Here is a 23188-nt window from a genome sequence, read left to right as displayed (position 1 = left end):
GGTCCCCACGATGGACCCGAGTCCGCCCGGCCGGGGCCCGTCACCTGGCCCTCGCGTGTTTCGGCGCGTCGGACGCCTTCTCCAACTGGAACGCCTCGTTGCCCAGTCCGATGCGGGCGTGCAGCGCGGGGCGTACGGACTTCAGTACGAGCCCGTAGGCGATGCCGGCGACCGCGGCGGCTCCGATGATGCCCGGCAGGATCCAGCTCAGCGCCGAACCGGGGTCGGCGCCCAGCAGGACGCCGAAGTCCTTGACCGTGAAGACGGCGATGACCAGCAGGGCGACGGCCGCGACGGCGGAGGCCAGCAGCCGCCACGCCTGGGCGCGGCCCGCGCCGCGCCGTACGAAGAAGGCGATGACGGCGACCGAGGCGGTGGCCATCAGCACGATGATGCCGAGCGCGCCGATGTTGCCCATCCAGGTGAAGAGGTGCAGTACGGGCGCGGTGGGGTCGCCGATCGGGTGGCCGTCGGTGACCGCGAAGAGCACCACGACGACCAGCGCCACCGCGCTCTGGAGCAGCGAGCCGTACGCGGGGGCGCCGCTGGTGGCGGCGGTGCGGCCGAGAGCGGCGGGCAGCAGGCCCTCGCGGCCCATGGCGAAGGCGTAGCGGGCGACGACGTTGTGGAAGCTGAGCATCGCGGCGAACATGCCGGTGACGTAGAAGACGTGCATGACGTCGGTGAAGGCCGGGCCGTAGCGGGCCTCGGTGAGCAGGAAGAGCAGGTTGGGGCCTTCCTTCTGGGCCGTGCCGACGATCGCGGAGGGCCCGGCGGCGACGGTGAGCGCCCAGGAGCTGACGACGAAGAAGAGGGCGACGAAGCCGACGGCGAGGAACATCACGCGGGCGACGAGGACGTTGGGCCGGCTGGTCTCCTCGGCGTAGACGGGGGCCTGTTCGAAGCCGACGAAGGCGGCGATGCAGAAGCAGAGCGCGGTGCCGAGGCCGGCGCCGCCGAGGGTGGCGGGGTCGAAGGCGTGCAGCGACAGCCCTTCCCCGCCGGGCCGGGTGAAGCCGGCGATGTCGAAGGCGAGGACCATCGCGCACTCGACGAGGAGCAGCGCGCCGAGCACCTTGGCGTTGAGGTCGATCTTCAGCCAGCCGAGCACGGCGACGATCACGACGGCGCCGAGGGAGGGGATCCACCAGGCGAGGGCGGCGTCGAAGTGGCGGGCGGCGATGTTGGAGACCTCGAAGCCGAAGATGCCGAAGACGCCGACCTGGAGAGCGCTGTAGGCGACCAGGGCGACCAGGGAGGCGGCGGTGCCGGCGGTGCCGCCGAGGCCGCGGGCGATGTAGGCGTAGAACGCCCCGGCGTTGTGGACGTGGCGGCTCATCTCGGCGTAGCCGAAGCTGAAGAGCGCGAGCACGACGCCGAGGATGACGAACAGCAGCGGCTGTCCGATCATGCCCATGACACCGAAGGTGGTGGGCATGACCCCGGCCACCACCATCAGCGGCGCGCTGGCCGCGAGTACCGACAGCAGCAGGCCCGGCATGCCCAGCCGGTCGGCGCGGAGCCGTCTGCCCTGCCCTTTGAACGTGCTGATCTCGTGCGCCGTGCCCGTAGCCATCGCGGGATGGTCCTTCCATGGGAATGCGGGGAGTTGTCGCTGAGTCACACGGAGCCGAGCGCGCTGTCGCGCGCCGCGCGGAACACCTTCTTCGGATCTCGGTCGGGGTAGGACCACGGGGCGCGGGTGGCGTGCGGTCCGATGCGGGTGAAGAGCGCGGCGGCCTCCGCCATCCGGCCCTCCAGGAACTTGGCGTGCGCCAGGAAGTTGAGGTCGATCTTGCGCCGCGGGTGGTCCTCGGCGTCCCATTCGAGCCACCAGTCGAAGGCGCACTTCATGACCTGCCGGGCGCGGCGGGTGTCCCAGTGGCCGCTGCGGGCCGGGTCGCGCGGTGCGAGTCCGGCGCGGGCCAGCACGCGGTAGCGCTCGGCGTGGGCGACGACCGGCAGGACGGCCAGGGGCGAGTCGGCCGGGGCCCGTTCGGCGGCCCAGGAGGCGAAGTCGTAGACCTCGTGCAGCAGGTCGTCCCGGCCGCCGCGCTGCTCGGCCAGGCAGGCGGCCATCAGGTGGTGCGCGTGGTGGTGGTCCCGGTGCCGGGCCCGTACCTGGTCGAAGGCGCGTACGCACTCGTCCCCCGAGCCGGTGCGGTGGGCGAGGATCTGCAGCGCCAGCCAGGGCGAGGGGTCCGCGGGGTCCATCCGGGCGGCGGTCAGACAGGCCGCGCGCGCCTGCTCGGGTCCGTCCCTGCCGCGCGCGGCCCGGAAGACGGCGGCGCAGGCCAGCAGCGCCGCGGCGTCCGCGCTGTCCGGCTCGGCCAGCTGCCACTCGTGGGCCCAGGCCAGGCTGGTCTTCCCCGCGCCGAGGACGACGAGGCGGTGGCCGCGGCGGTCCCAGTCCCGGCCGGTGCGGGCGAGCAGGTCGCGGGCGGCGGGCCAGCGGCCGCGGGCGAGGGCGTCGCGTACGGCGGCGAGGGGTGCGTCGTCGAGCGCCGGGTCGAACGCGGGACCGTCCTTGTTCCGCGGCCGGCCCAAGGGCGGTGGAGGGGTCATCGGCTGACTTCCTCCATGGCGCACGTCCCCTCCGGGCGCGGGGTCAGCGCGTCCGCCTACAGATACGGGCCCGGGTGCGGGCTCACATGAATCACGGATACGGACTCGTTTGATCACGCACAGCAAACCGGTCCCCACGGGTCCGAGTCAAGAGCGGTCGCCGGACTGAACTTTCCCCAACTCCGAAGGAAATCCGGAGAGTTGATCAACAGGATCGTTTCACCGGAGCTCTGCGGGCATACGGACGTACGGGGCGTGCGGGCGAGCGGCGGGGTGTGGACGTACGGGGGTGTGCGGGCGTACGGACCCGCGCCCCCGTACGCCCGCGTGCGTGACCGCGCCCCGACCGGCCGCCGGGCCGACCGGCCTCAGCCGACGGCCTTCGCCGCCGCCCGCCCCGCCGTACGCCCCGAGAAGAGACAGCCGCCGAGGAACGTGCCCTCCAGCGAGCGGTACCCGTGCATCCCCCCGCCGCCGAACCCGGCGGCCTCCCCCGCCGCGTACACGCCCGGCAGCACCTCGCCGCCCTCGGTCAGCACCCGCGAGGAGAGGTCGGTCTCCAGGCCGCCGAGGGTCTTGCGGGTCAGGATGCTCAGCCGCACGGCGATCAGCGGCCCGGCGTCGGGGTCCAGGAGGCGGTGCGGCGCGGCGGTGCGGATCAGCCGGTCGCCGAGGTAGCGGCGCGCCCCGCGCACCGCCGTCACCTGGAGGTCCTTGGTGAACGGGTTGGTCATCTCCCGGTCCCGCGCGACGATCTCGTCGCGCAGCTCCTCCTCGACGATGAGCGGCTCCTTCGTCAGCTCGTTCATGCCGCGCACCAGTGCGCCCAGGTCGCGCTCCACGACGAAGTCGGCGCCGTGGTCCATGAACGCCTTGACGGGGGCGGGCACCGCGGTGCGGACGCGGTCGAGCACGCCGCGCAGGCTCTTGCCGGTCAGGTCCGGGTTCTGCTCGGAGCCCGAGAGGGCGAACTCCTTGCCGATGATGCGCTGGTCGAGCACGAACCACGTGTAGTCGTAGCCGGTCTCCATGATGTGTTCGAGGGTGCCGAGCGTGTCGAAGCCCGGGAAGAGCGGCACCGGCAGCCGCCTGCCGATCGCGTCCAGCCAGAGCGAGGAGGGGCCGGGCAGGATGCGGATGCCGTGCCGGGCCCAGATCGGGTGCCAGTTCTCGATGCCCTCGGTGTAGTGCCACATGCGGTCGGGGTTGATGATCCGGCCCCCGGCCCGCTCGGTGATGCCGAGCATCGCCCCGTCCACGTGCGCCGGGACCCCGCTGAGCATCCGGGCAGGCGGCGGACCGAGCCGTTCCGGCCAGTTCGCCCGTACGAGGTCGTGGTTGCCGCCGATGCCGCCGGAGGTGACGATCACGGCCTGGGCGCGCAGCTCGAAGGAGCCGGTCACCTCGCGGCTGCTGGCCGTGCCGCGCGCCGCCGGGCTCGGCTGGAGCACCTCGCCGCAGACCGTGTCGACGGCGCCCGCGCTGCGGGTCAGGGTGGTGACGCGGTGCCGGAAGCGCAGGTCGACCAGGCCGCGCGCGGCCGCGGCCCGCACCCTGCGCTCGAACGGGGCGACGAGTCCGGGGCCGGTGCCCCAGGTGATGTGGAACCTCGGCACGGAGTTGCCGTGCCCGGTGGCCGCGTATCCGCCGCGCTCGGCCCAGCCGACGACGGGGAAGAAGCGCACCCCCCGCTCGTGCAGCCAGGCCCGCTTCTCGCCGGCCGCGAAGTCGACGTACGCCTCGGCCCAGCGGCGCGGCCAGTGGTCCTCCGGACGGTCGAAGCCCGCGGCGCCGAGCCAGTCCTGCCAGGCCAGCTCGTGGCTGTCGCGGACGCGCAGCCGGCGCTGCTCGGGCGAGTCGACGAGGAAGAGGCCGCCGAAGGAGAAGTGCGCCTGGCCGCCGATGGACCGTTCGGGCTCCTGGTCGAGCAGGATGACCCGGCGGCCGGCCGCGGCGAGTTCGGCGGTGGCGGCGAGCCCGGACAGGCCGGCCCCGATCACGATCACGTCTGCGTCGTAGGCCATGGTGCGTCCGTCCTGCTCGGCTGGGTCGCTGCGCTGCGGCTGGTCGCTTTGATCCTCGGATCGCGCGGGGCAATGCGTCAACTGTTCGGGTATCAGTACGCGCCGCCGCAGCCGCGCGCCGCGCCCGTACGCCGCCGCCCGGCGTACGCCCCGGCTGGCGCGCCCGCGCACGGATGGCACACTGAAAAACCGGGTACTCGGCCGCCGCGCCGCCCCCGACGGCGGCTAAGGTCTTCTGCCAAGTCCTCCACACCCGGCCGGTCTTGAGGTACGCGACGTGACTGTTCTCGTCTTCATCTACGCCGTGGGAGCGGCGTGCTGCCTGGGCGTCGGCTTCGTCTTCCAGCAGAACGCGGCGCAGCGGGCCCCGATGAGCGACTTCCTCTCCCCGCGGCTGCTGCTCGATCTCATCCGGATGCCGCGCTGGGTGGCGGGCATCGCGCTGATGGCGGCGGGCATGGTGCTCGGCGCGCTGGCGCTGGGCTGGGGCGAGGTGTCGCTGGTGGAGCCGCTGCTGGCGACGAATCTGCTGTTCGCGATGGCCCTGTCCCGACGGCAGACGGGGCAGCCGCTCGGCTGGACGGGGTGGGGCGGGCTGTGGCTGCTGGCGGGCGGCGTGACGGCGTTCATCGTGGCGGGCCAGCCGCACGGCGGAGACACCGTCGCGTCCCCGCTGCGCCACTGGCTGATCATCGGCCTGATGCTGGGGGCCGCGCTGCTGATGACGCTGGCCGCGAAGCGGGTGCGGATGAGCGCGGAGGCCGTGCTCCTGGCGGTGGCGGCGGGCCTGCTGTACGGGCTCCAGGACGCGCTGACCCGCGTCAGCAGCGAGCGGCTCTCCGAGGGCGGCTGGTCGGCCCTGGTCACCGGCTGGCAGCCGTACGGCGTACTGGCGCTCGGCATCACCGGCCTGGTGCTGGTGCAGAGCGCCTTCGAGACGGCCCCCCTGCGGATGTCCCTGCCCGCCCTCACCGCCGCCCAGCCGCTGGCCGGCATCGTCTGCGGCGTCGGCTTCCTCGGCGACCGGCTCCGGATGACGACGGGCGCGCTGGCCTGGGAGGCCGCGGGCATCGCGGCGATCGTCGTGGGCATCGTCCTGATCGGCCGCCACCCGGCGATGCCGGCGGGGACGTCGGAGGCCGGGCGCGTACGGGACCTCCAGCCGCGCTGAGGGACGGCCCGCCCGTACAGCCGGCGGCGGGTGTACAGCCGGCGGCGGGTGTACAGCCGGCGGCGGGTGTACAGCCGGCGGCGGGTGTACAGCCGGCGGCGGCCGCCGCGGCGTTCCCCGGTGCGGATGATGTGATGGGCGCATGGCTGATACACCCGAGGAGACGCCGCTCTCGGCGGACGAATTGCTGGACATCGTGGACGACCGCGACGAGGTGGTCGGGCAGGCGCGGCGCGCCGACGCGTACGCGCGCGGGCTGCGGCACCGGTGCGCCTTCGTGCTCGTACGGGACGGCGAGGGGCGCGTCTTCGTGCACCGGCGCACCGCGCGGAAGCTGGTCTTCCCCTCGCACTACGACATGTTCGTGGGCGGGGTCGTCGGGGCGGGCGAGTCGTACGACGAGGCGGCGCTGCGCGAGGCGGAGGAGGAGCTGGGCGTGCGCGGGCTGCCCGCGCCGCTGCCGCGGCTGAAGTTCCTCTACACCTCGCCCGAGACGGGGCACAGCTGGTGGTCGTGGGTCTACGAGGTGCGCTGCGACCTGCCGGTCGATCCGCAGGCGGAGGAGATCGACTGGCACGCCTTCCTCACCGAGGAGGAGCTGGACGAGCGGCTCGCCGAGTGGGACTGGACGCCGGACGGGCTGGACGCGTACCGGCGGCTGCGACGCCTGGGCGGTGCGCACGGAGAGCTCGGCAAGTACGGAAAGTAGAGTCCAGTCATGATCGATCGCGGCCGTGTCCCCTCGGGGGCCCTCTCGTCCGCCGCCGCGACCGTGCGGCTGTGGTTCGCCCCCCAGCGCATCCACGAGGAGGGCACGACCCCCGACTACCGCTTCACGCTCGCCAACGAACGCACCTTCCTGGCCTGGCTGCGCACCTCGCTGGCGCTGGTGGGCGGCGGCTTCGCGGTCGATCAGTTCCTGCCGCACATATCCCGGCCGCTGCGGATCACGCTGGCCCTGGTGCTGCTGGTGGGCGGCGCGCTGTGCGCGGTGCGGGCGGTGAACCAGTGGGTGCGCTGCGAGCGGGCGATGCGGCGCGGCGAGGACCTGCCGATCAGCCGGTTCCCGACGGTGCTGGGGCTGCTGCTGGCGGTGCTCTCGGCCGTGCTGGTGCTCGTGGTCGCCTTCGGCTGGGCGGGCTGATGGCAGCGGCCGGGGCGCCGGAGGGATACGAGCGGCGGGACCCGGGGCTCCAGCCGGAGCGGACGCGCATGGCGTGGCGGCGTACGACGCTGTCCTGCGCGGTCGCCGGGGTGCTCGCCGTCCGGCAGGCCCTGCGCAGCGGCCCGGACCCGCTCGCCGTGCTGGCCGTGGCGCTGATCGCCCTCGTCTTCCTGGCCTTCCTCGGCGCGGCCAACCGCCGTATGCACACCCTGAACGCGCCGCGTCCGCCCGCCCTGTCCCCGCGGGCGGCCGTGGCCGCCGCCGTGTGCGTGATCGCGCTGGCGGCGCTGGGGGCGGGGCTGCTGCGCTGAGGCCCCGGGCCCCGGGCCGCCCGCGCCCCCGGCCGTCACCAGCGCGGCACCGCCGGAGTGACCCATTCCGGCTCCGCCGCCCGCATGGCCGCCGCGTCGTCGCGTTCGCGCATCGTGCCGTCGTCGTCCAGCCAGCGGCGGTGGAGGGCGGCGAGGGCGGGGCGGTCGAGTTCGACGCCGAGGCCGGGGGCGTCGGGGACGGTCAGACAGCCGTCCTCGAAGGCGTGGCGCCGGGTGATGACGTCCTCGGTCTGCCAGGGGTAGTGGCTGTCGCAGGCGTAGTCGAGATTGGGCACGGTGGCGGCGACGTGCGTCATGGCGGCGAGGCTGATGCCCAGGTGGGTGTTGGAGTGCATGGACAGGCCGACGCCGAAGGTGCGGCAGATCGCGGCGAGTTCGCGGGTGTTGCGCAGTCCGCCCCAGTAGTGGTGGTCGGAGAGGACGACCTGGACGGCGTCGCGGGCGAACGCCTCGCGTATCTCGGGGAAGGTCGTCACGCACATATTGGTGGCGAGCGGCACCCCGGCGCCCGCCGCGACCCGCGCCATCCGGTCGGTGCCGGCGGCGGGGTCCTCCAGGTACTCGAGTACGTCGCCGAGTTCGCGGGCCACGCGCAGGGAGGTCTCGACCGACCAGGCGCCGTTGGGGTCGAGGCGCAGCGGCTGTCCGGGGAAGGCGGCGGCGAGGGCCCGTACGGCGGCGATCTCCTCGTCCGGCGGGAAGACGCCGCCCTTGAGCTTGAAGGAGCGGAAGCCGTACGCGTCGGCGAACCGCCTCGCCTGGGCGACGATCCCCTGCGGGTCGAGGGCGGCGCCCCAGTCGTCGGCGGGCGCGTCGGGGCCAGGGTGGGCGGCCCAGCGGTAGAAGAGGTACGCGCTGTACTCGACGCGGTCGCGGACCTTGCCGCCGAGGAGCGCGTGCACGGGCAGGCCGAGCGTCCTGCCGAGCGCGTCGAGGCAGGCCACCTCGAAGCCGGAGACCACGGAGAGGCGGAGCTTGGCGGCGTTGCGGACGCCGCGCAGCCCCGCGGCGCCGGTCCCCTCGTCGATATCCCCGTCCCCGCCCGCCGCCCCGGAGAGCCCCTCCCCCGCCGCCGCGCATTCCGCCGCCTCGGCCAGTGAGAAGAGCCTGTTCATGTCCGTGACCGGGTGACCGATCAGGGAGTCGGCGAGCGGGCGGGCGAGCGCGAGGTAGTCGCCGTCCCCGTAGGTCTCCCCCACCCCTGTCACGCCGCCGCGCGTGACGACTTCCACGATGAGACGCGGGGTGTACGGCTGGTGGACGCCCTGGGTGTTGAGCAAGGGCGGGTCGGCTATCAGGATCGGGGTGAGATGAACCTCTGCGATCGTCAGCGACGTATCCATACGTGAACCATATTCAGGCATGCGTCCAGTGCGCTAGATCTCATCACGAGATCACTGGACGACATACCGACTGGTCGGCATCATGTTCCGCGTACGCACGCACCGATCGCCGCAACCGCACTGACACCCGCCCGCCCACGTCCCACACCGAGGAGCACGCGATGAGCAAGGGCAACCCGCCGGGGCTCGACCTGGAGCGGCTGAGCGCGCACCTGGACCGCGAACGCCCCGGACTCGCGACGGCGCGGCTCACCGCCGAGCTGATCGAAGGGGGCCGCTCCAACCTCACATACAAGGTCACCGACGGCGCCTCCCGCTGGGTGGTGCGCCGGCCCCCGCTCGGCCACGTCCTCGCCACCGCACACGACATGGCCCGCGAGTACCGGGTGATCAGCGCGCTGCACGACACCTCCGTGCCGGTGCCCGCGACCCTGCTGCTCTGCGAGGACGACTCCGTCATCGGAGCGCCCTTCTACGTCATGGAGTTCGTGGACGGCACGCCGTACCGCAGCGCCGAACAACTCGCGGCCATCGGCCCCCGGCGCACCCGCGAGGTCGTCCTCGGCCTCGCCGACACGCTCGTACGGCTGCACTCCGTCGAGCCGGCCGCGGTCGGGCTGGAGGACTTCGGGCGGCCCGACGGGTTCCTGGAGCGGCAGCTCCGCCGCTGGGGCAAGCAGCTGGAGGCGTCCCGCAACCGCGAGCTGCCCGGCATCGACGAGCTGCACCAGGCGCTCGCCCGTAAGCTGCCGCGCTCCCCCGCGCCCGCCGTCGTCCACGGCGACTACCGCCTCGACAACGTCCTGGTCACCGCCGACGACCGGATCAGCGCCATCCTCGACTGGGAGATGTCCACGCTCGGCGACCCGCTCACCGACCTCGGCCTGCTGATGATGTACAGCGAGCAGGAGGCGGTCGAGGGCTCGCCCGTGGCCACCACGCGCGGCGCGCCCGGCCACCCCGAGCCCGCCGAGATCGCGGAGCGCTACGCCGCCGGCTCCGGCCGCGACCTGAGCGCCCTGCCCTGGTACACGGCCTTCGCCTACTTCAAGCTCGCCGTGATCCTCGAAGGCATCCACTACCGCTACACCCTCGGCCAGACCCTCGGCTCGGGCTTCGAACGCATCGGCGACCTCGTCCCGGTCTTCATCCGCAACGGACTCACCACCCTTCAGGAGGGCTGAGCACACCATGGACTTCGCATTCGACGCCCGTACCGAGGAGCTGCGCGACAGGCTCCTCGCCTTCATGGACGAGCGCGTCCTTCCCGCCGAGCCGGTCGCGGCCGAGCAGCGGGCGGAGCTGGCCTCCCCGTGGGACACCCCGGCGATCGTCGGGGAGCTCAAGGCCGAGGCGCGCGAGCGGGGCCTGTGGAACCTCTTCCTGCCGGACGAGGAGTACGGGGCCGGGCTCACCAACCTCCAGTACGCGCCGCTCGCCGAGATCACCGGCCGCAGCCCGCAGCTCGCGCCCACCGCCCTCAACTGCGCCGCCCCCGACACCGGGAACATGGAGGTGCTCGCCCAGTTCGGCACCGCCGAGCAGCGCAAGCAGTGGCTGGAGCCGCTGCTCGCCGGGGAGATCCGGTCGGCGTTCGCGATGACCGAGCCCGAGGTCGCCTCGTCCGACGCCACCAACATCGAGACGCGGATCGAGCGCGACGGCGACGACTACGTCATCACCGGCCGCAAGTGGTACATCTCCGGGGCCATGAACCCCGACTGCCGGATCTTCATCGTCATGGGCAAGACCGACCCGGACGGCGCGGACCTCCGCCGCCAGCAGTCCATGGTCCTGGTCCCCCGCGACACCCCCGGCGTCGAGGTCCGCCGCGCCATGCGGGTCTACGGCTACGAGGACCACTCGCACGGCGGCCACGCCGAGGTCGTCTTCGACGGCGCGCGGGTGCCCGCGAGCAATCTGGTCGGCGAGGAGGGCGGCGGCTTCGCCATCGCCCAGGCCCGCCTCGGCCCCGGCCGCATCCACCACTGCATGCGGCTGATCGGGATGGCCGAGCGGACCATCGAGCTGATGTGCCGGCGCGCCGTGGACCGTACGGCGTTCGGCAAGCCGCTCGCCCGGCAGGGCGTCGTCCAGGAGTGGATCGCGGACGCGCGGGTGGCGGTGGAGCAGTTGCGGCTGCTGGTGCTCAAGACCGCGTGGCTGATGGACACCGTCGGCAACCGCGGCGCGCACACCGAGATCCAGGCCATCAAGATCGCGACGCCGCGCACGGTCGTGGACATCATCGACCGGGCGGTGCAGCTGTACGGGGCCGGCGGCGTCAGCCAGGACTTCCCGCTCGCGGAGCTGTGGGCGGGCGCCCGCACCCTGCGGCTCGCGGACGGCCCGGACGAGGTGCACCAGCGCTCGCTGGCCCGGCGGGAGCTGAAGCGGTACGTCTGAGCGCGCGGAGGGGAGGCCGGTGGGCGTCCCCTCCGTACGTACTTCCGCTACGCCCGCAGCGCCCTCAGCAGCAGGTCGGCGAGGTGGTCGGCGACCTCGCGCGGGGTGAGCGGGCCCTGCGGGCGGTACCAGGCGCCGAGGTGGTGGATGGACCCGAAGTGGTAGTCGACCACCAGGTCGGCGGGGGTGTCCCGGCTGAAGACGCCGACCTCCTGGCCCTCCTCGATCAGGGCGCGGAACCGTTCGTGGTAGCGCCGCCGCTCGGCCCGTACCTGCTTGTGCTTCTCCGGGCTGAGCTGGTGCATGGAGCGGAAGAAGATGGTGGCGTCGTCGAGGTTGTCGATGGTGGTGACGACGACGTCGGCGGCGGCCTCGCGCAGCCGCCGCTCCACGGGCGCCGCGGAGTCGGCGATGGCGTCCAGCCGCTCCTGCTGGAGGCGGAGCAGCCGCGCGTACACCTCGTGCAGGAGATCGTCCTTCGAGCCGAAGTAGTGGTAGAGCGCGCCCTTGGTCACGCCCGCCGCCTCGACGATCTCCTGCACCGAGGTGCGGTCGTACCCCTGGTCGGCGAAGAGGCGGGTGGCGGCGGCCAGCAGCCGCTGCGGTACGGGCTTCGCGTCGCCCTCCGTCGTCCTGGCCATCGCCATCGCCCGCCTTTCACCTGTCCGTGCTGTGCTGTTCTGTACGGTCTCGCACCGCGCCGCTCTGTACGTTCTCGCGCCGCGCCGATACCGCTACGCGCGGGTGCGCAGTTCCCGCCGCAGGATCTTCCCACTCGTGGTCTTGGGGAGCTCCGGCAGGATCTCCACTTCGCGCGGGTATTTGAACGCGGCGAGGCGCTCCTTGCAGTACGCGACGAGGTCGGCGCCCTCTGCGGGGGTCCCCGGCCGCAGGCTCACATACGCCTTGACCGACTCGCCGCGGTAGCTGTCGGGCACCCCGACGACGGCCGCCTCGCGCACCGCCGGGTGGGTGTACAGGACGTCCTCGACCTCCCGCGGCCAGACCTTGAAGCCGGACGCGTTGATCATGTCCTTCTTGCGGTCGACGACGTAGAGCCAGCCGGTCGGGTCCATGAACCCGATGTCGCCGGTGCGCAGCTCGCCGCCGGGGAAGGCCGCCGCGGTCTCCTCGGGGCGGCGCCAGTAGCCGGGTACGACCTGGGGGCCGCGCACCGCGATCTCGCCGTGCTCGCCGAAGGGCACGTCGCAGCCCTTCTCGTCGATGATCCGCACCACGGTGTCGGGGCCGGGCACGCCGACCGCGAGGGTGCCGGAGGCCGGGTCGACGGGCGCCTCCGTGCCGGGCGGGACGCTCGCGCAGGGGGCGGTGCACTCGGTGAGCCCGTAGCCGTTGTGGAGGTAGCAGCCGCTGGCGGCGCGGAACTTCTCGGTGAGCGCGGGCGGCAGCGGCGCGCCGCCGGAGGAGATGGACCGGAAGGACGCGAAGTGGTCCCGCGTGACCTGGGGCTGGGCCAGCAGCGCCATGAAGGCGGTGGAGGGGCCGACGGTGAAGGCGGGCCGGTGTTCGAGGAACGCGTCGAGGACGACGCCGGGCTCGAAGCGGTAGGTCAGGGCCAGCGTCCCGGCGTTCGCCATGCAGGCCGTGAGCTCGTTGACCATGCCGGTGATGTGGAAGAGCGGCGCGAGGGCGAAGTAGACGGAGCCCTCGGGGACGCCGCCGCCGGTGCGCTGGCGCTCGGCGTTGAACATGATGTTGCCGTGGGTGTTCATGGCGCCCTTGGGCGCGCCGCTGGTGCCCGAGGTGTAGCTGATGAGGGCGGTGTGGTCCGGGGTGAGGCCGGGGTCGGCGGGGCGGTGCGCGCCGGAGCGGGCCACGGCGTACAGGTCGTCGGCGTCGGCCGCCCGGGCGGCGCGCCCGCCGCGCAGCACGCGCGCGTCGTCGCGGCTCTGGAAGTCGTAGGCGCAGGCCGTGAGGGCGATGCGGACCGGGGAGTCGGCGGCGGCGTCCCGCAGGTACTCCGCCCAGGCGTGGTCCGCGCAGACCAGCGCGGTCACCTCGGCGTCGCGCAGGATGTGGCCGACCTCGCCCGCCTTGTACATGGGGTTGACGGGAACGGCGACGCCGCCCGCCTTCCAGACGCCGAGCAGCGCGATCACGAAGTGCGGGGTGTTCTGGAGCGTGATCACGGCGCGGTCGCCGCGCCGGAAGCCGCGCTCCACGAGGTGGGCGGCTATCGCGTCGGAGAGCCGGTCGGTCTCCGCGTAGGTCAGCCGGCCGTCGAAGTAGGCGAGCGCGGTGCGGTCGGGGGCGCGGCCGACCGCGTCCTCGAACGCGTGCAGGACGCTGGGCGGCGGGGTGACGGGGCCCCGCTGCACGGCGTCGAGGTGGGCGAGCCAGGGCTTGTCCTGGTACGTGGTCATGGGTACGGCCCTTCTTCGCGCGCGGCTACTCGCCGGTCCCGGCTGCGGCCTGTGTCGTCGCGGCCGGCGTCGCGGCCCGCTCGATCCGTTCGAGCTTCTGCTGGAGACGGTTCATGCCGCTCAGCCAGCGGTCGGGGTCCGAGGCCCGCGCCGTGTAGTAGTCGGCGACCTCGGGGTGCGGCAGGACCAGGAACCGCCCGTCGGCCATGGCCGCGAAGAGCTCGTCCGCGACCCGTACGGGCTCGACGGCGGTGGGGCGCAGCACCAGGTCCCCGGCGGCCCCGGTCACGCCGAGCATGTCCGTGCGCACGCCCTGCGGGCAGATGGCGTGAACGTCGATGCCGCGGTGCCGGTAGGTGGCGGAGAGCCATTCGGCGAAGGCGAGGGCCGCGTGCTTGGAGACGCTGTACGGGGCCGAGCCGACCATGGTGAGCAGCCCGGCCGCGGAGACGGTGGAGACGAACCGGCCGCTGCCGCGCTCCAGCCACTCGGGGAGCAGCTCGCGGGCGGCCCGTACGTGCGCCATCACGTTGACGTCCCAGGCGGCCGACCAGATCTCCTCGCTCGCCTCGGGGCCGCCGGCGGGGGCGACCCCGGCGTTGGCGCAGAAGACGTCGACGCGTCCGCCGAGCGCCGCGCGCGCCGCGCCGACGATGCCGGAGGCGTCGCCGGGCACGGGGGTGGCGCCGATCTCCTCGGCGACGGCGGCGGCCTTGGCGGCGTCGAGGTCGTTGACCACGACGCGGGCGCCCTCCGCGGCGAATCTGCGGGCCAGGGCCGCGCCGATGCCGCCGCCCGCTCCGGTCACCACTACTGCCGCGTCCCGCACGGTCTCCACGTTCGCGTCTCCCTCGACTCGACTGTTCCGGCAGACTAACCAGTCGGTATGTAGAAGCGGAAGGGGGCGGCGCGGGCTCGGCGGGATCGTTCCGCCGGGGCTTCGAGGGCGTTAGCGTGCCTGGGCATGGACCTGTCGAGAAGAACGTCGAGAAGAACACTGCTCGCCGCCGCCGGAGCCGCGGGGACGGTCGCGGCCACCGCTTCCGCGGCCCGCGCCGGGGCCCGTACGCACGGTCGGGACGGCCATGATCACAGCCACGGGCACGGCCACGGCGGGGCCCGGGTGCGTACGGGCTTCGACCGGCTGGCCGCCGACGGCTACGCCCGGCTCGCCGGCCGCCGCATCGGCGTCGTCACCAACCCGACCGGCGTCACCGCCGACGTGCGGCACATCGTGGACGTCATGCACGCGGACGACCGCGTGCGCGTCGTCGCCGTCTTCGGCCCCGAGCACGGCTTCCGCGGCACCGCGCAGGCGGGCGGTTCGGAGAGCGGCTCCAAGGACCCGGCGACCGGACTGCCCGTCTACGACACGTACGGCAAGAGCGGCATGGAACTCGCCGGCATCTTCACCGAGGCGGGCGTGGACACCGTCGTCTTCGACATCCAGGACGTGGGCGCCCGCTTCTACACGTACATCTGGACGCTGTACGACTGCATGGTCGCGGCGGCCCTCGCGGGCAAGCGGTTCCTGGTGCTGGACCGGCCCAACCCGCTGACCGGGCGCGCGGCGCGGGGGCCGGTGCTGGAGCGCTCGCAGGCGTCCGGGGTCGGGCGGGAGCCGATCGCGCAGGCACACGGGATGACGGCGGCGGAGCTGGCGCGGCTGTTCAACGGCGAGTTCGTGGCGCGGGCGGCGGGCCGGGCGGTGGAACTGGAGACGGTCTGGATGTCGGGGTGGCGGCGTACGGACTTCTTCGACGCGACCGGCCTCCCGTGGGTGCCGCCGAGCCCGAACATGCCGACGCCGCAGACGGCTCTCGCGTATCCGGGCACCTGCCTGTTCGAGGGCACCAACCTCTCCGAGGGGCGCGGCACGACGCGGCCGTTCGAGCTGCTGGGCGCGGAGGGGATCGACCGGCGGTGGGCGGAGCGGGCCGACGCGCTGGAGCTGCCGGGCGTGCGGTTCCGGGAGGCGTACTTCGTACCGGTGTTCTCCAAGTTCCAGGGAAAGACGGTGGGCGGCGTCCAGTTGCACGTCCACGACCCGCGTGCCTTCGACCCGGTCCGTACCGGCATCGCGCTGCTGGTCACCGCGAAGCAGGTGTGGCGCGGCTTCGCGTGGCGCTCCGACAACTGGATCGACAAGCTCACGGGGTCGTCCAGGGTCCGCACGATGATCGACGCGGGGGCGTCGACGGACGAGGTGGCGGCGGACTGGCAGGAGGGGCTGGCGGCGTTCGGGGCGGTGCGGGAACGGTATCTGCACTACCGATGACCGGACGGGGTAGGGCTGCGTCCACCGCCGAAGTGGGGCCACCCGTATGGAGGTTGAGGTGTACGGGCCGAAACCATGGCCCGTATGACAGCCACCCGACGCACGGCATCCGACCGGCGACGCGCACGCATACGGAATCGGCCCGCCCTCCTCCTGGCGCTGTCGTTGTGCCTGGGCGCGGCGGCGTGGGCCCAGCCGGCGGCCCAGGCACGGCAGCGCGCCGACTCCCCCGTACGTACCGAAGACCCCGTTCGTACCGACAGCCTTGTACGTCCCGACGGCACCGTACGTCCCGACGGCACCGTACGTACCGACGGCCTCGTACGGGCGCTGACCCGCGCGGCCCACCCCCTGCGGACCACCGACCCGGCGGGCGACGACACGCACGATCTGCGGGCGCTCGGCCGCATGATCGGTGACGCGAAGGTGGTGGGGGTCGGCGAGGCGACGCACGGCTCGCACGAGTTCATCACCGACAAGGACCGCCTCTTCCGCTATCTCGTCGAGCGGAAGGGGTTCACCGCCTTCGCCCTGGAGGCGAACTGGAGCACGGGGCTGCGGATCAACGACTACGTCCTGCACGGGAAGGGGAACGCCCGGCAGATCATGAAGGAGGAGTTCCAGAACTCCTACCGGTTCTGGAACAACCAGGAGTATCTGGACCTCATCGAGTGGATGCGCGCCTACAACACGCGCCACGCCGAGAAGGTCCAGTTCATGGGCGACGACGTCGGCTACGCGGGCCCGGAGCTCTTCGACCGGGTGACGGACTACGCGGCGCGCCACTGCCCCGCCCTGCTGCCGCGCCTCACCGGTCTCTACCGGAGCCAGCGCCCCGCGCCCGGCGACAGCGTGAACAGCTGGATGACCGCGTACATGACGAAGCCCCTGGCCGAGCGGCGAGAGCTGGCCGCGCGGGCCGGACAGGCCCTCGACCTGCTGCGGCGGCAGCGGTCGGGCGGGGACCGCGCGGAGTTCGCCTGGACGGTACGGCACGCGCGCGCGATCTCGCAGGTCGCCTCGCTCTACGCGCACGACCTCGACACGGCGGAGGGCAACCGGGCGGCCATGCGCTTCCGCGACGAGGCGATGGCCGCCAACACCGCCTGGTGGCAGCGGCGGACCGGCCGCAAGATGCTGCTGTCCGCGCACAACACGCACGTCGCGTACGAGAGCGACGCCCCGGCGAACTACCCGAAGGTGCAGGGCGCGTTCCTGCGGGAGCGGCTCGGCGCGGACTACCGCAACGTCCGGCTCACGTTCGACGCGGGGGCGTTCAACGCGACCGGCCCGGACGGCGGGGAACCGGCCGTCCATACGGTCGGCCCGGCCGAGCCCGGCAGCAACGAGCACCTCCTGGATCAGGTCCCGTATCGCGACTACTACCTGGACATGCGCACCGCGCCGCCCGCCGCCCGCGCCTGGCTGGCCGAGGCCCGCCCGACCCGCGGCATCGGGACGGCGTACCCCACACCGCCGCTGATGACGGCGCTGGGGAGCTCGTACGATCTGCTGATCCACCTGCACCGCGTGACGGCGTCCCGGCTGTTCGACGGCCGGTGAGGGCCGGTGAGGCAGCGGGACTGGTCTTCCCGCCGGCCGCCCCGCTCCTCGCTTCCCGCTCCCCGCTCCCCGCTCCCCGCTCCCCGCTCCCCGCTCAGCCGCCGTACCGCCGCTCCCGCGCGGAGAAGCTGCGCAGCGCGCGCAGGAAGTCGATCTCCCGGAAGGCCGGCCAGTACGCCTCGCAGAAGTACAGCTCGGAGTACGCGCTCTGCCAGAGCAGGAAGTTCGACATCCGCTGCTCGCCGCTGGTGCGGATGACGAGGTCGGGGTCGGGGCGCCCGGCCGTGTAGAGGTGCTGGGCGATGTCGTCCACGGTCAGGGAGGCCGCCAGCTCGGTCAGCGACAGGCCCTCGGCGGCGCGCTCGGTCATCAATTCCCGCAGGGCGTCGATGACTTCCTGCCGGCCGCCGTAGCCGATGGCGAGGGTGACGTGAGCCCCGGTGGGGCAGGAGCGGGTGGCCTCGACGGCGTTCTTGAGGGCATGGGCCGTGCTGTCGGGCAGGACGTCGAGCGTGCCGGCGATGTGCACCTGCCAGCGGGCGTCGGGGCGGCACAGCTTGTCGCGGGCGACCTGTTCGATGAGCTTCATGAGGTAGGCGACCTCGGTGTCCTCGCGCCGCCGCAGATTCTCCGTGGAGCAGACGAACACCGTGATGTGCTTGATCCCCAGCGCCTCGCACCAGGACAGCACGTCCTCGACGTGCTCGGCGCCGCGCTGGTGGCCCTGGCTGGGGTCGGCCATCCCCATCTGCCGCGCCCACCGGCGGTTGCCGTCCATGATCAGCCCGATGTGCTCGGGCAGCGCCCCGTCCTGCACCTGGCGGCGCAGCCGGTTCGCGTACAGGGCATAGAGAGGAGCGGTGATACCCATGGCGTCCTTGGCGTCCTTTCGCGAACACGGCGAGCGGGCGAGGCGGGGCGGGGGGCGGCGGGGCCACCGCGCCCCAGTATGCCGGGCGCGCACGACGCGGGGAGGGCGAACACGAGCCCCGCCCGCCTCGCACCACATCGGCGACGGTCGACGCGGGGTCAGCGGCCGGGGTCCGGTGCCGGCGCCCTTCGCAGAACGGTGGAGGCAGCGCGGCGTATGGCGTCGATCGTGGGCAGCGTGCGGTTCTTGGCCATCCAGGCCAGGGCGGCGGTGCCGGGTGACGCGTCCGACACCTCTACGTAGTGCACGCCGGGGCGGGGAAAGAAGGTCGGCGCGGCGCCGGGCAGGAAGGCCATGGCTTCCCCGTCGGCAACGGCCAGGAACAACGCCTCGACGTCATGAACAACCGGCCCGTAGCGCACAGGCGTGCCGTCCGGGCGCGGGTCGACGGCCCAGAAGTTCCACCACGTCCGGGGGCATTCGGGCGGGACGTCGACGACCGGGCGCCCTGCCAGTTCGGCCAGGGTGACGCTGGTCCGGTCGGCGAGCGGGTCATCGGCAGGCAGGCACGCCACACGTGGCCCGGTGGCAAGCGTCAAGGTCTCGATGCCCGGCGGCATGGGAGAGACGAGGAAGGCCACGTCGACCTCACCCTGGGTCAGTGCCAGGACATGGTGTGCGATATCGAGACTGCACACATCGAGCTTGAGGTCGGGGTTCCGTGCACGGAGTTCCGCCAAAATGGCCCGCGTGTACGGCTGTTGGGCCTCCGCCCCGATGGAGCCGATCGCCAGCCGACCCTGGACGCACCGGATCTGGGTCTGTGCGACGTGGCGTATACGGTCCACCGCCTCCACCGCCGTCCGCGCTTCCGGCAGCAGCGCCCGACCTGCCGGTGTGAGCTCCACCCGGCGGCTCGAACGAGCCACCAGATCCACCCCGAGACGCCGTTCGAGAGCACGGATTTGGCGACTTAACGCAGGCTGGCTGATGAACATGCGCCGCGCGGCGTTCCCGAAGTGCAACTCCTCGGCCAGCACGACGAACAGACGTAACTGATGCACGCTCGGTTCACGGGAGGAGCCGGTTCCCGGGTCCTCCCCGCCCCCGGCCGGGCCGTCCCCCGCAGAGGTATCCATACCCATCACGGTATCAATCTCGCCCCAGTCGGCATCGGCCTTCTCTTTACCCACACAATGCGCCTGGCCAAGATGGGTCCGGACCATCTCATTGCCGCGCTGGAACTGCGGAAAACCCGCGCACTGTCCGCAGTAGCAACGCGATGTCATCTCATCGGGGGAAGCAATGCCGCTGTCACAACACCGCGCGGGCGCCGCGCTCGCCATCGCGTCGCGTCGTCGGCCGGCCTGGGCCTGGACCTGACGGCTTCGGCAACTGCGCACACAGATCTCGTCGGACCACGTGGCCGTCGGCACGGCGGGTCCCATACGGGTGGTTGTCCATGAGGGCGGATTCACCACGTAGCCGCATCGGCTGGGTGCCGGATCAACACATCACCAGCGAAACCGATCCTGTCGAGCGCTGCCGGCAACCATGAGCCGATCTGCCTGTCGACGTCTCACTCCGAACAACTTGAATAACTTGAATAACTTGAGAAAATCACTCCAAGGGGGTTTAAGCGATGGGGAGATACAGATTGAGAGAAAGACGCTTTGTCGTCCTTCTCTGCATCGCGTTCGCGGTGCTCTTGAACTTTCAGGCACCCGCAACGGCAGCGCCCAGCACGATACCGGGTATCCGTTCCGGCCTGACTGCCGGCCAGACAGCAGCAGCAGCAGCAGCACAAAGCGAGTCCATCACTCGCGCCGAAGTTCTGGCCAGGGCTAAGACTTGGGTGGACGCATCCGTTCCGTATGACAATTACAGCTACCGAGACGGATACCGCAAGGACTGCTCAGGGTTCGTCAGCTTCGCCTGGTCGGCGAACACCAGCTATACCACGCAGTCCCTGCCTCAGATCAGCCGGAAAATCGCCAAGGAAGAGCTTCTTCCCGGCGACATTCTGCTGTGGCAGAGCCCCAACTGGCCCAATGAGATGGGGCACGTACGAATCTTCGGCGGCTGGCTGGACAGCGCTCACTCGCGATACTGGGTATACGAACAAACGCCACCCCATACGATGCGCAGTGAGTACGCATGGTCCAGTACGAGTTCGAAGTACGTGCCGTATCGGTACAACAACATTCTGGGCGATTCGCCATCCGGTGATCGGGTGGTGACGGCGTCGGATGCTGATGGGCGGATGGAGATTTTCGCCGGTGGGGATGACGGGGTCTGGCATGCCTACCAGACGTCACAGAACGGCGGATGGGCCGCCTGGGAGTTCTGGGGCGGCCCGAAGTCCGCGAATCTGGCATCGGCACGGTCTGCCGATGGCCGCATCGAGGTCTTCGCACTCAACACACAGACGCTGTGGCACCGCGTCCAGAAGGACCCCAGCGGCGCCTGGCACGACTGGGAGACCAACTTCGGCGGCGGAGGCTACGGCCTGACCGTAGGGAAGAACAAGGACGGGCGGCTGGAGGTATTCGCCTCCAACGGCGGCGGCATCTACCACCGATACAACACCAGCGAACAACCCTACTGGTCCTCCTGGGAGTCGATCGGCGGACCGGCCGATTCCCGCCTCGCGTCCGCGAGTTCATCCGACGGCCGCATCGAAGTCTTCGCACTGAGCGACAGCGCATTCGGACACCTCGTGCAGAAATCCCCCAACAGCGGCTGGCACCCGTGGGAGAACTTCGGCGGCGGAGGCTACGACCTGGCCGTCGGCACCAACAAAGACGGGCGGCTGGAAGTCTTCGCCTCCAACGGCGGCGGCATCTACCACCGATACAACACCAGCGAACAGCCCTACTGGTCGTCTTGGGAATCCTTCGGGGGCCTCGGCAACGCCAAGCTGGCGACCGAACGGTCCGCGGACGGACGCATCGAACTCTTCGCGGTGAACACCGCCGGCGCCCAGCACATCGTCCAGAAATCCCCCAACAGCGGCTGGCACAACTGGGAGACCAACTTCGGCGGACCGGGAACCGACATCGCCGCCGGACACAACGCCGACGGCCGCCTCGAAGCCATCGCCTCCAACGGCGGCGGCATCTACCACCGATACAACACCAGCCAACAGCCCTACTGGTCCAACTGGGACCACCTCAACGGCCCCGGCCCCGGCATCGGCTACTGAAAACACCAGCCGCTCGCGCAAATACGACGAAACCGGCTCGAAGCCACTCGCGGTAGAACACCTGGTCCCAGCCACGGCCGGCGAAGAGCGCGTCCGGATCGCGGTGCGAATATCCCACCCGGGCGGGGCGCCTTGCCGTCGTAAAAGGCGGTACTTGGCGCCTCCCCGGCCTCAATTGGAGAATCTCGGTTTCTGACCAGACAGAAGAAAGACGAGAAATAAATGCCAAAATCTTCCTGGCGGTTCAGATGCATGGCCATCCTCACCGGTGTCTTAGCCTGGACCCTCGGCATCACTGCGACGGCGACCTTCGCGGGCGCTTCCACTCGCCCCGTGGATCCATCCGAGATCACCCCGTACGAGGCTCGCGCCTTCTACGAGAACCTTGCGTGTGACCCCGCAGGACCAAGCCCGGCAGACGCAACGAAAGCCTCTTCTTTGAACGCGGTCCTCTCCAACAAGATGGCCCATAACATGACGGCATACCGTGCTTCATGCGCGAGGGTCATCGTGCAGGCCGTGAAAGACCGTGGGCTCAACCAGCGAGCTGCCGCGATCGCTCTGGCCACGACCATCGTGGAATCCAGTATCAGTAACCTCGACGGTGGCGACGCGGACTCAGTGGGTCTGTACCAGCAGAGGGCTTCTTGGGGGTCCTTCGCTCAGCGAACGAACGCGACGTGGGCAACCAATAAGTTTCTCGACGTCATGCAGAACTTCTATCCGAACGGGTCATGGAATTCGGCGCCCATCGGTGACGTAGCCGCTGACGTACAGCGGCCCGCGAGTCAGTACCGATACCGCTACGGCGTCGAAGCAAACGATGCTGTGACCATGGCCAAGGCGCTGTGGGACAGCCAGACCTTCTCCGGTGACCGGGTGGTGACGGCGTCGGACGCTGATGGGCGGATGGAGATTTTCGCCGGTGGGGATGACGGGGTCTGGCATGCCTACCAGACGTCGCAGAACGGCGGTTGGGCCGCCTGGGAGTTCTGGGGCGGCCCGAAGTCCGCGAATCTGGCGTCGGCACGGTCTGCCGATGGCCGCATCGAGGTCTTCGCACTGAACACACAGACGCTGTGGCACCGCGTACAGAAGGATCCCAGCGGCGCCTGGCACGACTGGGAGACCAACTTCGGCGGCGGAGGCTACGGCCTGACCGTAGGGAAGAACAAGGACGGGCGGCTGGAAGTCTTCGCCTCCAACGGCGGCGGCATCTACCACCGATACAACACCAGCCAACAACCCTACTGGTCCAACTGGGAATCAATCGGCGGACCAGCCGATTCCCGCCTCGCGTCCGCGAGTTCATCCGACGGCCGCATCGAAGTCTTCGCACTGAGCGACAGCGCATTCGGACACCTCGTGCAGAAATCCCCCAACAGCGGCTGGCACCCGTGGGAGAACTTCGGCGGCGGAGGCTACGACCTGGCCGTCGGCACCAACAAAGACGGACGACTGGAAGTCTTCGCCTCCAACGGCGGGGGCATCTACCACCGATACAACACGAGCGAACAACCCTACTGGTCGTCTTGGGAATCCTTCGGGGGCCTCGGCAACGCCAAACTGGCGACCGAACGGTCCGCGGACGGACGCATCGAACTCTTCGCGGTGAACACCGCCGGCGCCCAGCACATCGTCCAGAAGAGCCCCAACAGCGGCTGGCACAACTGGGAGACCAACTTCGGCGGACCGGGAACCGACATCGCCGCCGGACACAACGCCGACGGCCGCCTCGAAGCCATCGCCTCCAACGGCGGCGGCATCTACCACCGATACAACACCAGCCAACAACCCTACTGGTCCAACTGGGACCACCTCAACGGCCCCGGCCCCGGCATCGGCTACTGAAAACACCAGCCGCTGATGTCGCCATGTGCC

At 71.3% G+C, this 23188-nt stretch carries 19 protein-coding genes; 10 read left to right on the top strand and 9 right to left on the bottom strand.

The annotated features are described in order from the left end of the window. Nucleotides 1–40 precede the first annotated feature (40 nt). The 3 genes from AB0I49_RS18735 to AB0I49_RS18725 form a co-directional block, all read right to left on the bottom strand. The gene (locus AB0I49_RS18735) at nucleotides 41–1576 is read right to left on the bottom strand and encodes an APC family permease (RefSeq protein ID WP_363228057.1); all 1536 of its coding nucleotides are present in this window, start codon (nucleotides 1574–1576) and stop codon (nucleotides 41–43) included. 44 nt (nucleotides 1577–1620) lie between these two features. Then, complete coding sequence (locus AB0I49_RS18730; RefSeq protein ID WP_363228056.1) at nucleotides 1621–2565, bottom strand: hypothetical protein; 945 nt, start codon at nucleotides 2563–2565, stop codon at nucleotides 1621–1623. 368 nt (nucleotides 2566–2933) lie between these two features. Beyond that, nucleotides 2934–4589, bottom strand: coding sequence for an FAD-binding dehydrogenase (locus tag AB0I49_RS18725; RefSeq protein ID WP_363228055.1), 1656 nt, complete (start codon nucleotides 4587–4589; stop codon nucleotides 2934–2936). A 277-nt stretch (nucleotides 4590–4866) separates the two neighbouring features. On the opposite strand from AB0I49_RS18725, the gene AB0I49_RS18720 reads away from it, so the two are divergent. The 4 genes from AB0I49_RS18720 to AB0I49_RS18705 all read left to right on the top strand — a co-directional run bounded on the left by AB0I49_RS18720 (nucleotide 4867) and on the right by AB0I49_RS18705 (nucleotide 7236). Continuing rightward, a complete protein-coding gene (locus tag AB0I49_RS18720) occupies nucleotides 4867–5760 on the top strand; it encodes a DMT family transporter (RefSeq protein WP_363228054.1) in 894 nt (297 codons plus the stop codon). A gap of 142 nt (nucleotides 5761–5902) precedes the next feature. Continuing rightward, on the top strand, nucleotides 5903–6469 hold the full coding sequence (locus AB0I49_RS18715; protein ID WP_363228053.1) for an NUDIX domain-containing protein: 567 nt from the start codon (nucleotides 5903–5905) through the stop codon (nucleotides 6467–6469). Between the two features lie 9 nt (nucleotides 6470–6478). Further along, nucleotides 6479–6904, top strand: a complete 426-nt coding sequence (locus AB0I49_RS18710; protein ID WP_363228052.1) for a DUF202 domain-containing protein — start codon at nucleotides 6479–6481, stop codon at nucleotides 6902–6904. Further along, complete coding sequence (locus tag AB0I49_RS18705; RefSeq protein WP_363228051.1) at nucleotides 6904–7236, top strand: DUF202 domain-containing protein; 333 nt, start codon at nucleotides 6904–6906, stop codon at nucleotides 7234–7236. Before AB0I49_RS18710 ends, AB0I49_RS18705 begins: the two co-directional genes overlap by 1 nt. Before the next feature lie 35 nt (nucleotides 7237–7271). On the opposite strand, the gene AB0I49_RS18700 is transcribed toward AB0I49_RS18705, so the two are convergent. Continuing rightward, nucleotides 7272–8600, bottom strand: coding sequence for a glucarate dehydratase family protein (locus AB0I49_RS18700; protein WP_363228050.1), 1329 nt, complete (start codon nucleotides 8598–8600; stop codon nucleotides 7272–7274). Between the two features lie 161 nt (nucleotides 8601–8761). Here AB0I49_RS18700 and AB0I49_RS18695 point away from each other — a divergent pair, with 161 nt between their 5' ends. Both AB0I49_RS18695 and AB0I49_RS18690 read left to right on the top strand, forming a co-directional pair. Continuing rightward, nucleotides 8762–9784: a phosphotransferase family protein gene (locus AB0I49_RS18695; RefSeq protein ID WP_363228049.1), complete on the top strand. Its 1023-nt coding sequence runs from the start codon at nucleotides 8762–8764 to the stop codon at nucleotides 9782–9784. A 7-nt stretch (nucleotides 9785–9791) separates the two neighbouring features. Next, a complete protein-coding gene (locus AB0I49_RS18690) occupies nucleotides 9792–11006 on the top strand; it encodes an acyl-CoA dehydrogenase family protein (protein WP_363228048.1) in 1215 nt (404 codons plus the stop codon). 47 nt (nucleotides 11007–11053) lie between these two features. Here AB0I49_RS18690 and AB0I49_RS18685 read toward each other — a convergent pair whose 3' ends face one another. The 3 genes from AB0I49_RS18685 to AB0I49_RS18675 all read right to left on the bottom strand — a co-directional run bounded on the left by AB0I49_RS18685 (nucleotide 11054) and on the right by AB0I49_RS18675 (nucleotide 14228). Further along, nucleotides 11054–11647 carry a TetR/AcrR family transcriptional regulator gene (locus tag AB0I49_RS18685; RefSeq protein ID WP_363228047.1) on the bottom strand — a complete coding sequence of 198 codons (594 nt, stop codon included), beginning with the start codon at nucleotides 11645–11647 and terminating at the stop codon, nucleotides 11054–11056. 93 nt (nucleotides 11648–11740) lie between these two features. Next, nucleotides 11741–13390: an AMP-binding protein gene (locus AB0I49_RS18680; RefSeq protein WP_363228046.1), complete on the bottom strand. Its 1650-nt coding sequence runs from the start codon at nucleotides 13388–13390 to the stop codon at nucleotides 11741–11743. 25 nt (nucleotides 13391–13415) lie between these two features. Further along, nucleotides 13416–14228: an SDR family oxidoreductase gene (locus AB0I49_RS18675; RefSeq protein ID WP_363228045.1), complete on the bottom strand. Its 813-nt coding sequence runs from the start codon at nucleotides 14226–14228 to the stop codon at nucleotides 13416–13418. Between the two features lie 126 nt (nucleotides 14229–14354). Between AB0I49_RS18675 and AB0I49_RS18670 the strand changes: the two genes are divergently transcribed. Together AB0I49_RS18670 and AB0I49_RS18665 are read left to right on the top strand one after the other, a co-directional pair. Then, entirely contained in the window at nucleotides 14355–15668 is a 1314-nt protein-coding gene (locus tag AB0I49_RS18670; RefSeq protein WP_363228044.1) for a DUF1343 domain-containing protein, read from the top strand. Nucleotides 15669–15752: 84 nt separating this feature from the next. Continuing rightward, nucleotides 15753–17231, top strand: a complete 1479-nt coding sequence (locus tag AB0I49_RS18665; RefSeq protein ID WP_363228043.1) for an erythromycin esterase family protein — start codon at nucleotides 15753–15755, stop codon at nucleotides 17229–17231. A gap of 94 nt (nucleotides 17232–17325) precedes the next feature. Here AB0I49_RS18665 and uppS read toward each other — a convergent pair whose 3' ends face one another. Together uppS and AB0I49_RS18655 are read right to left on the bottom strand one after the other, a co-directional pair. Next, nucleotides 17326–18102, bottom strand: coding sequence for a polyprenyl diphosphate synthase (gene uppS / locus AB0I49_RS18660; protein ID WP_363228042.1), 777 nt, complete (start codon nucleotides 18100–18102; stop codon nucleotides 17326–17328). Nucleotides 18103–18260: 158 nt separating this feature from the next. Beyond that, complete coding sequence (locus AB0I49_RS18655; RefSeq protein ID WP_363228041.1) at nucleotides 18261–19550, bottom strand: LysR family transcriptional regulator; 1290 nt, start codon at nucleotides 19548–19550, stop codon at nucleotides 18261–18263. A gap of 209 nt (nucleotides 19551–19759) precedes the next feature. Between AB0I49_RS18655 and AB0I49_RS18650 the strand changes: the two genes are divergently transcribed. Next, nucleotides 19760–21307, top strand: a complete 1548-nt coding sequence (locus AB0I49_RS18650; RefSeq protein WP_363228040.1) for a peptidase M23 — start codon at nucleotides 19760–19762, stop codon at nucleotides 21305–21307. Between the two features lie 252 nt (nucleotides 21308–21559). Beyond that, nucleotides 21560–23158 (top strand): peptidase M23, encoded by a 1599-nt coding sequence (locus AB0I49_RS18645; RefSeq protein ID WP_363228039.1) that lies wholly within the window; start codon nucleotides 21560–21562, stop codon nucleotides 23156–23158. Nucleotides 23159–23188: the final 30 nt, after the last annotated feature.

This window comes from Streptomyces sp. NPDC050617 (genome assembly GCF_040654795.1).
Classification (GTDB): domain Bacteria; phylum Actinomycetota; class Actinomycetes; order Streptomycetales; family Streptomycetaceae; genus Streptomyces.
Note: the sequence above shows the minus strand (reverse complement) of the source record. Positions and strands in the feature narration are given on the sequence as shown.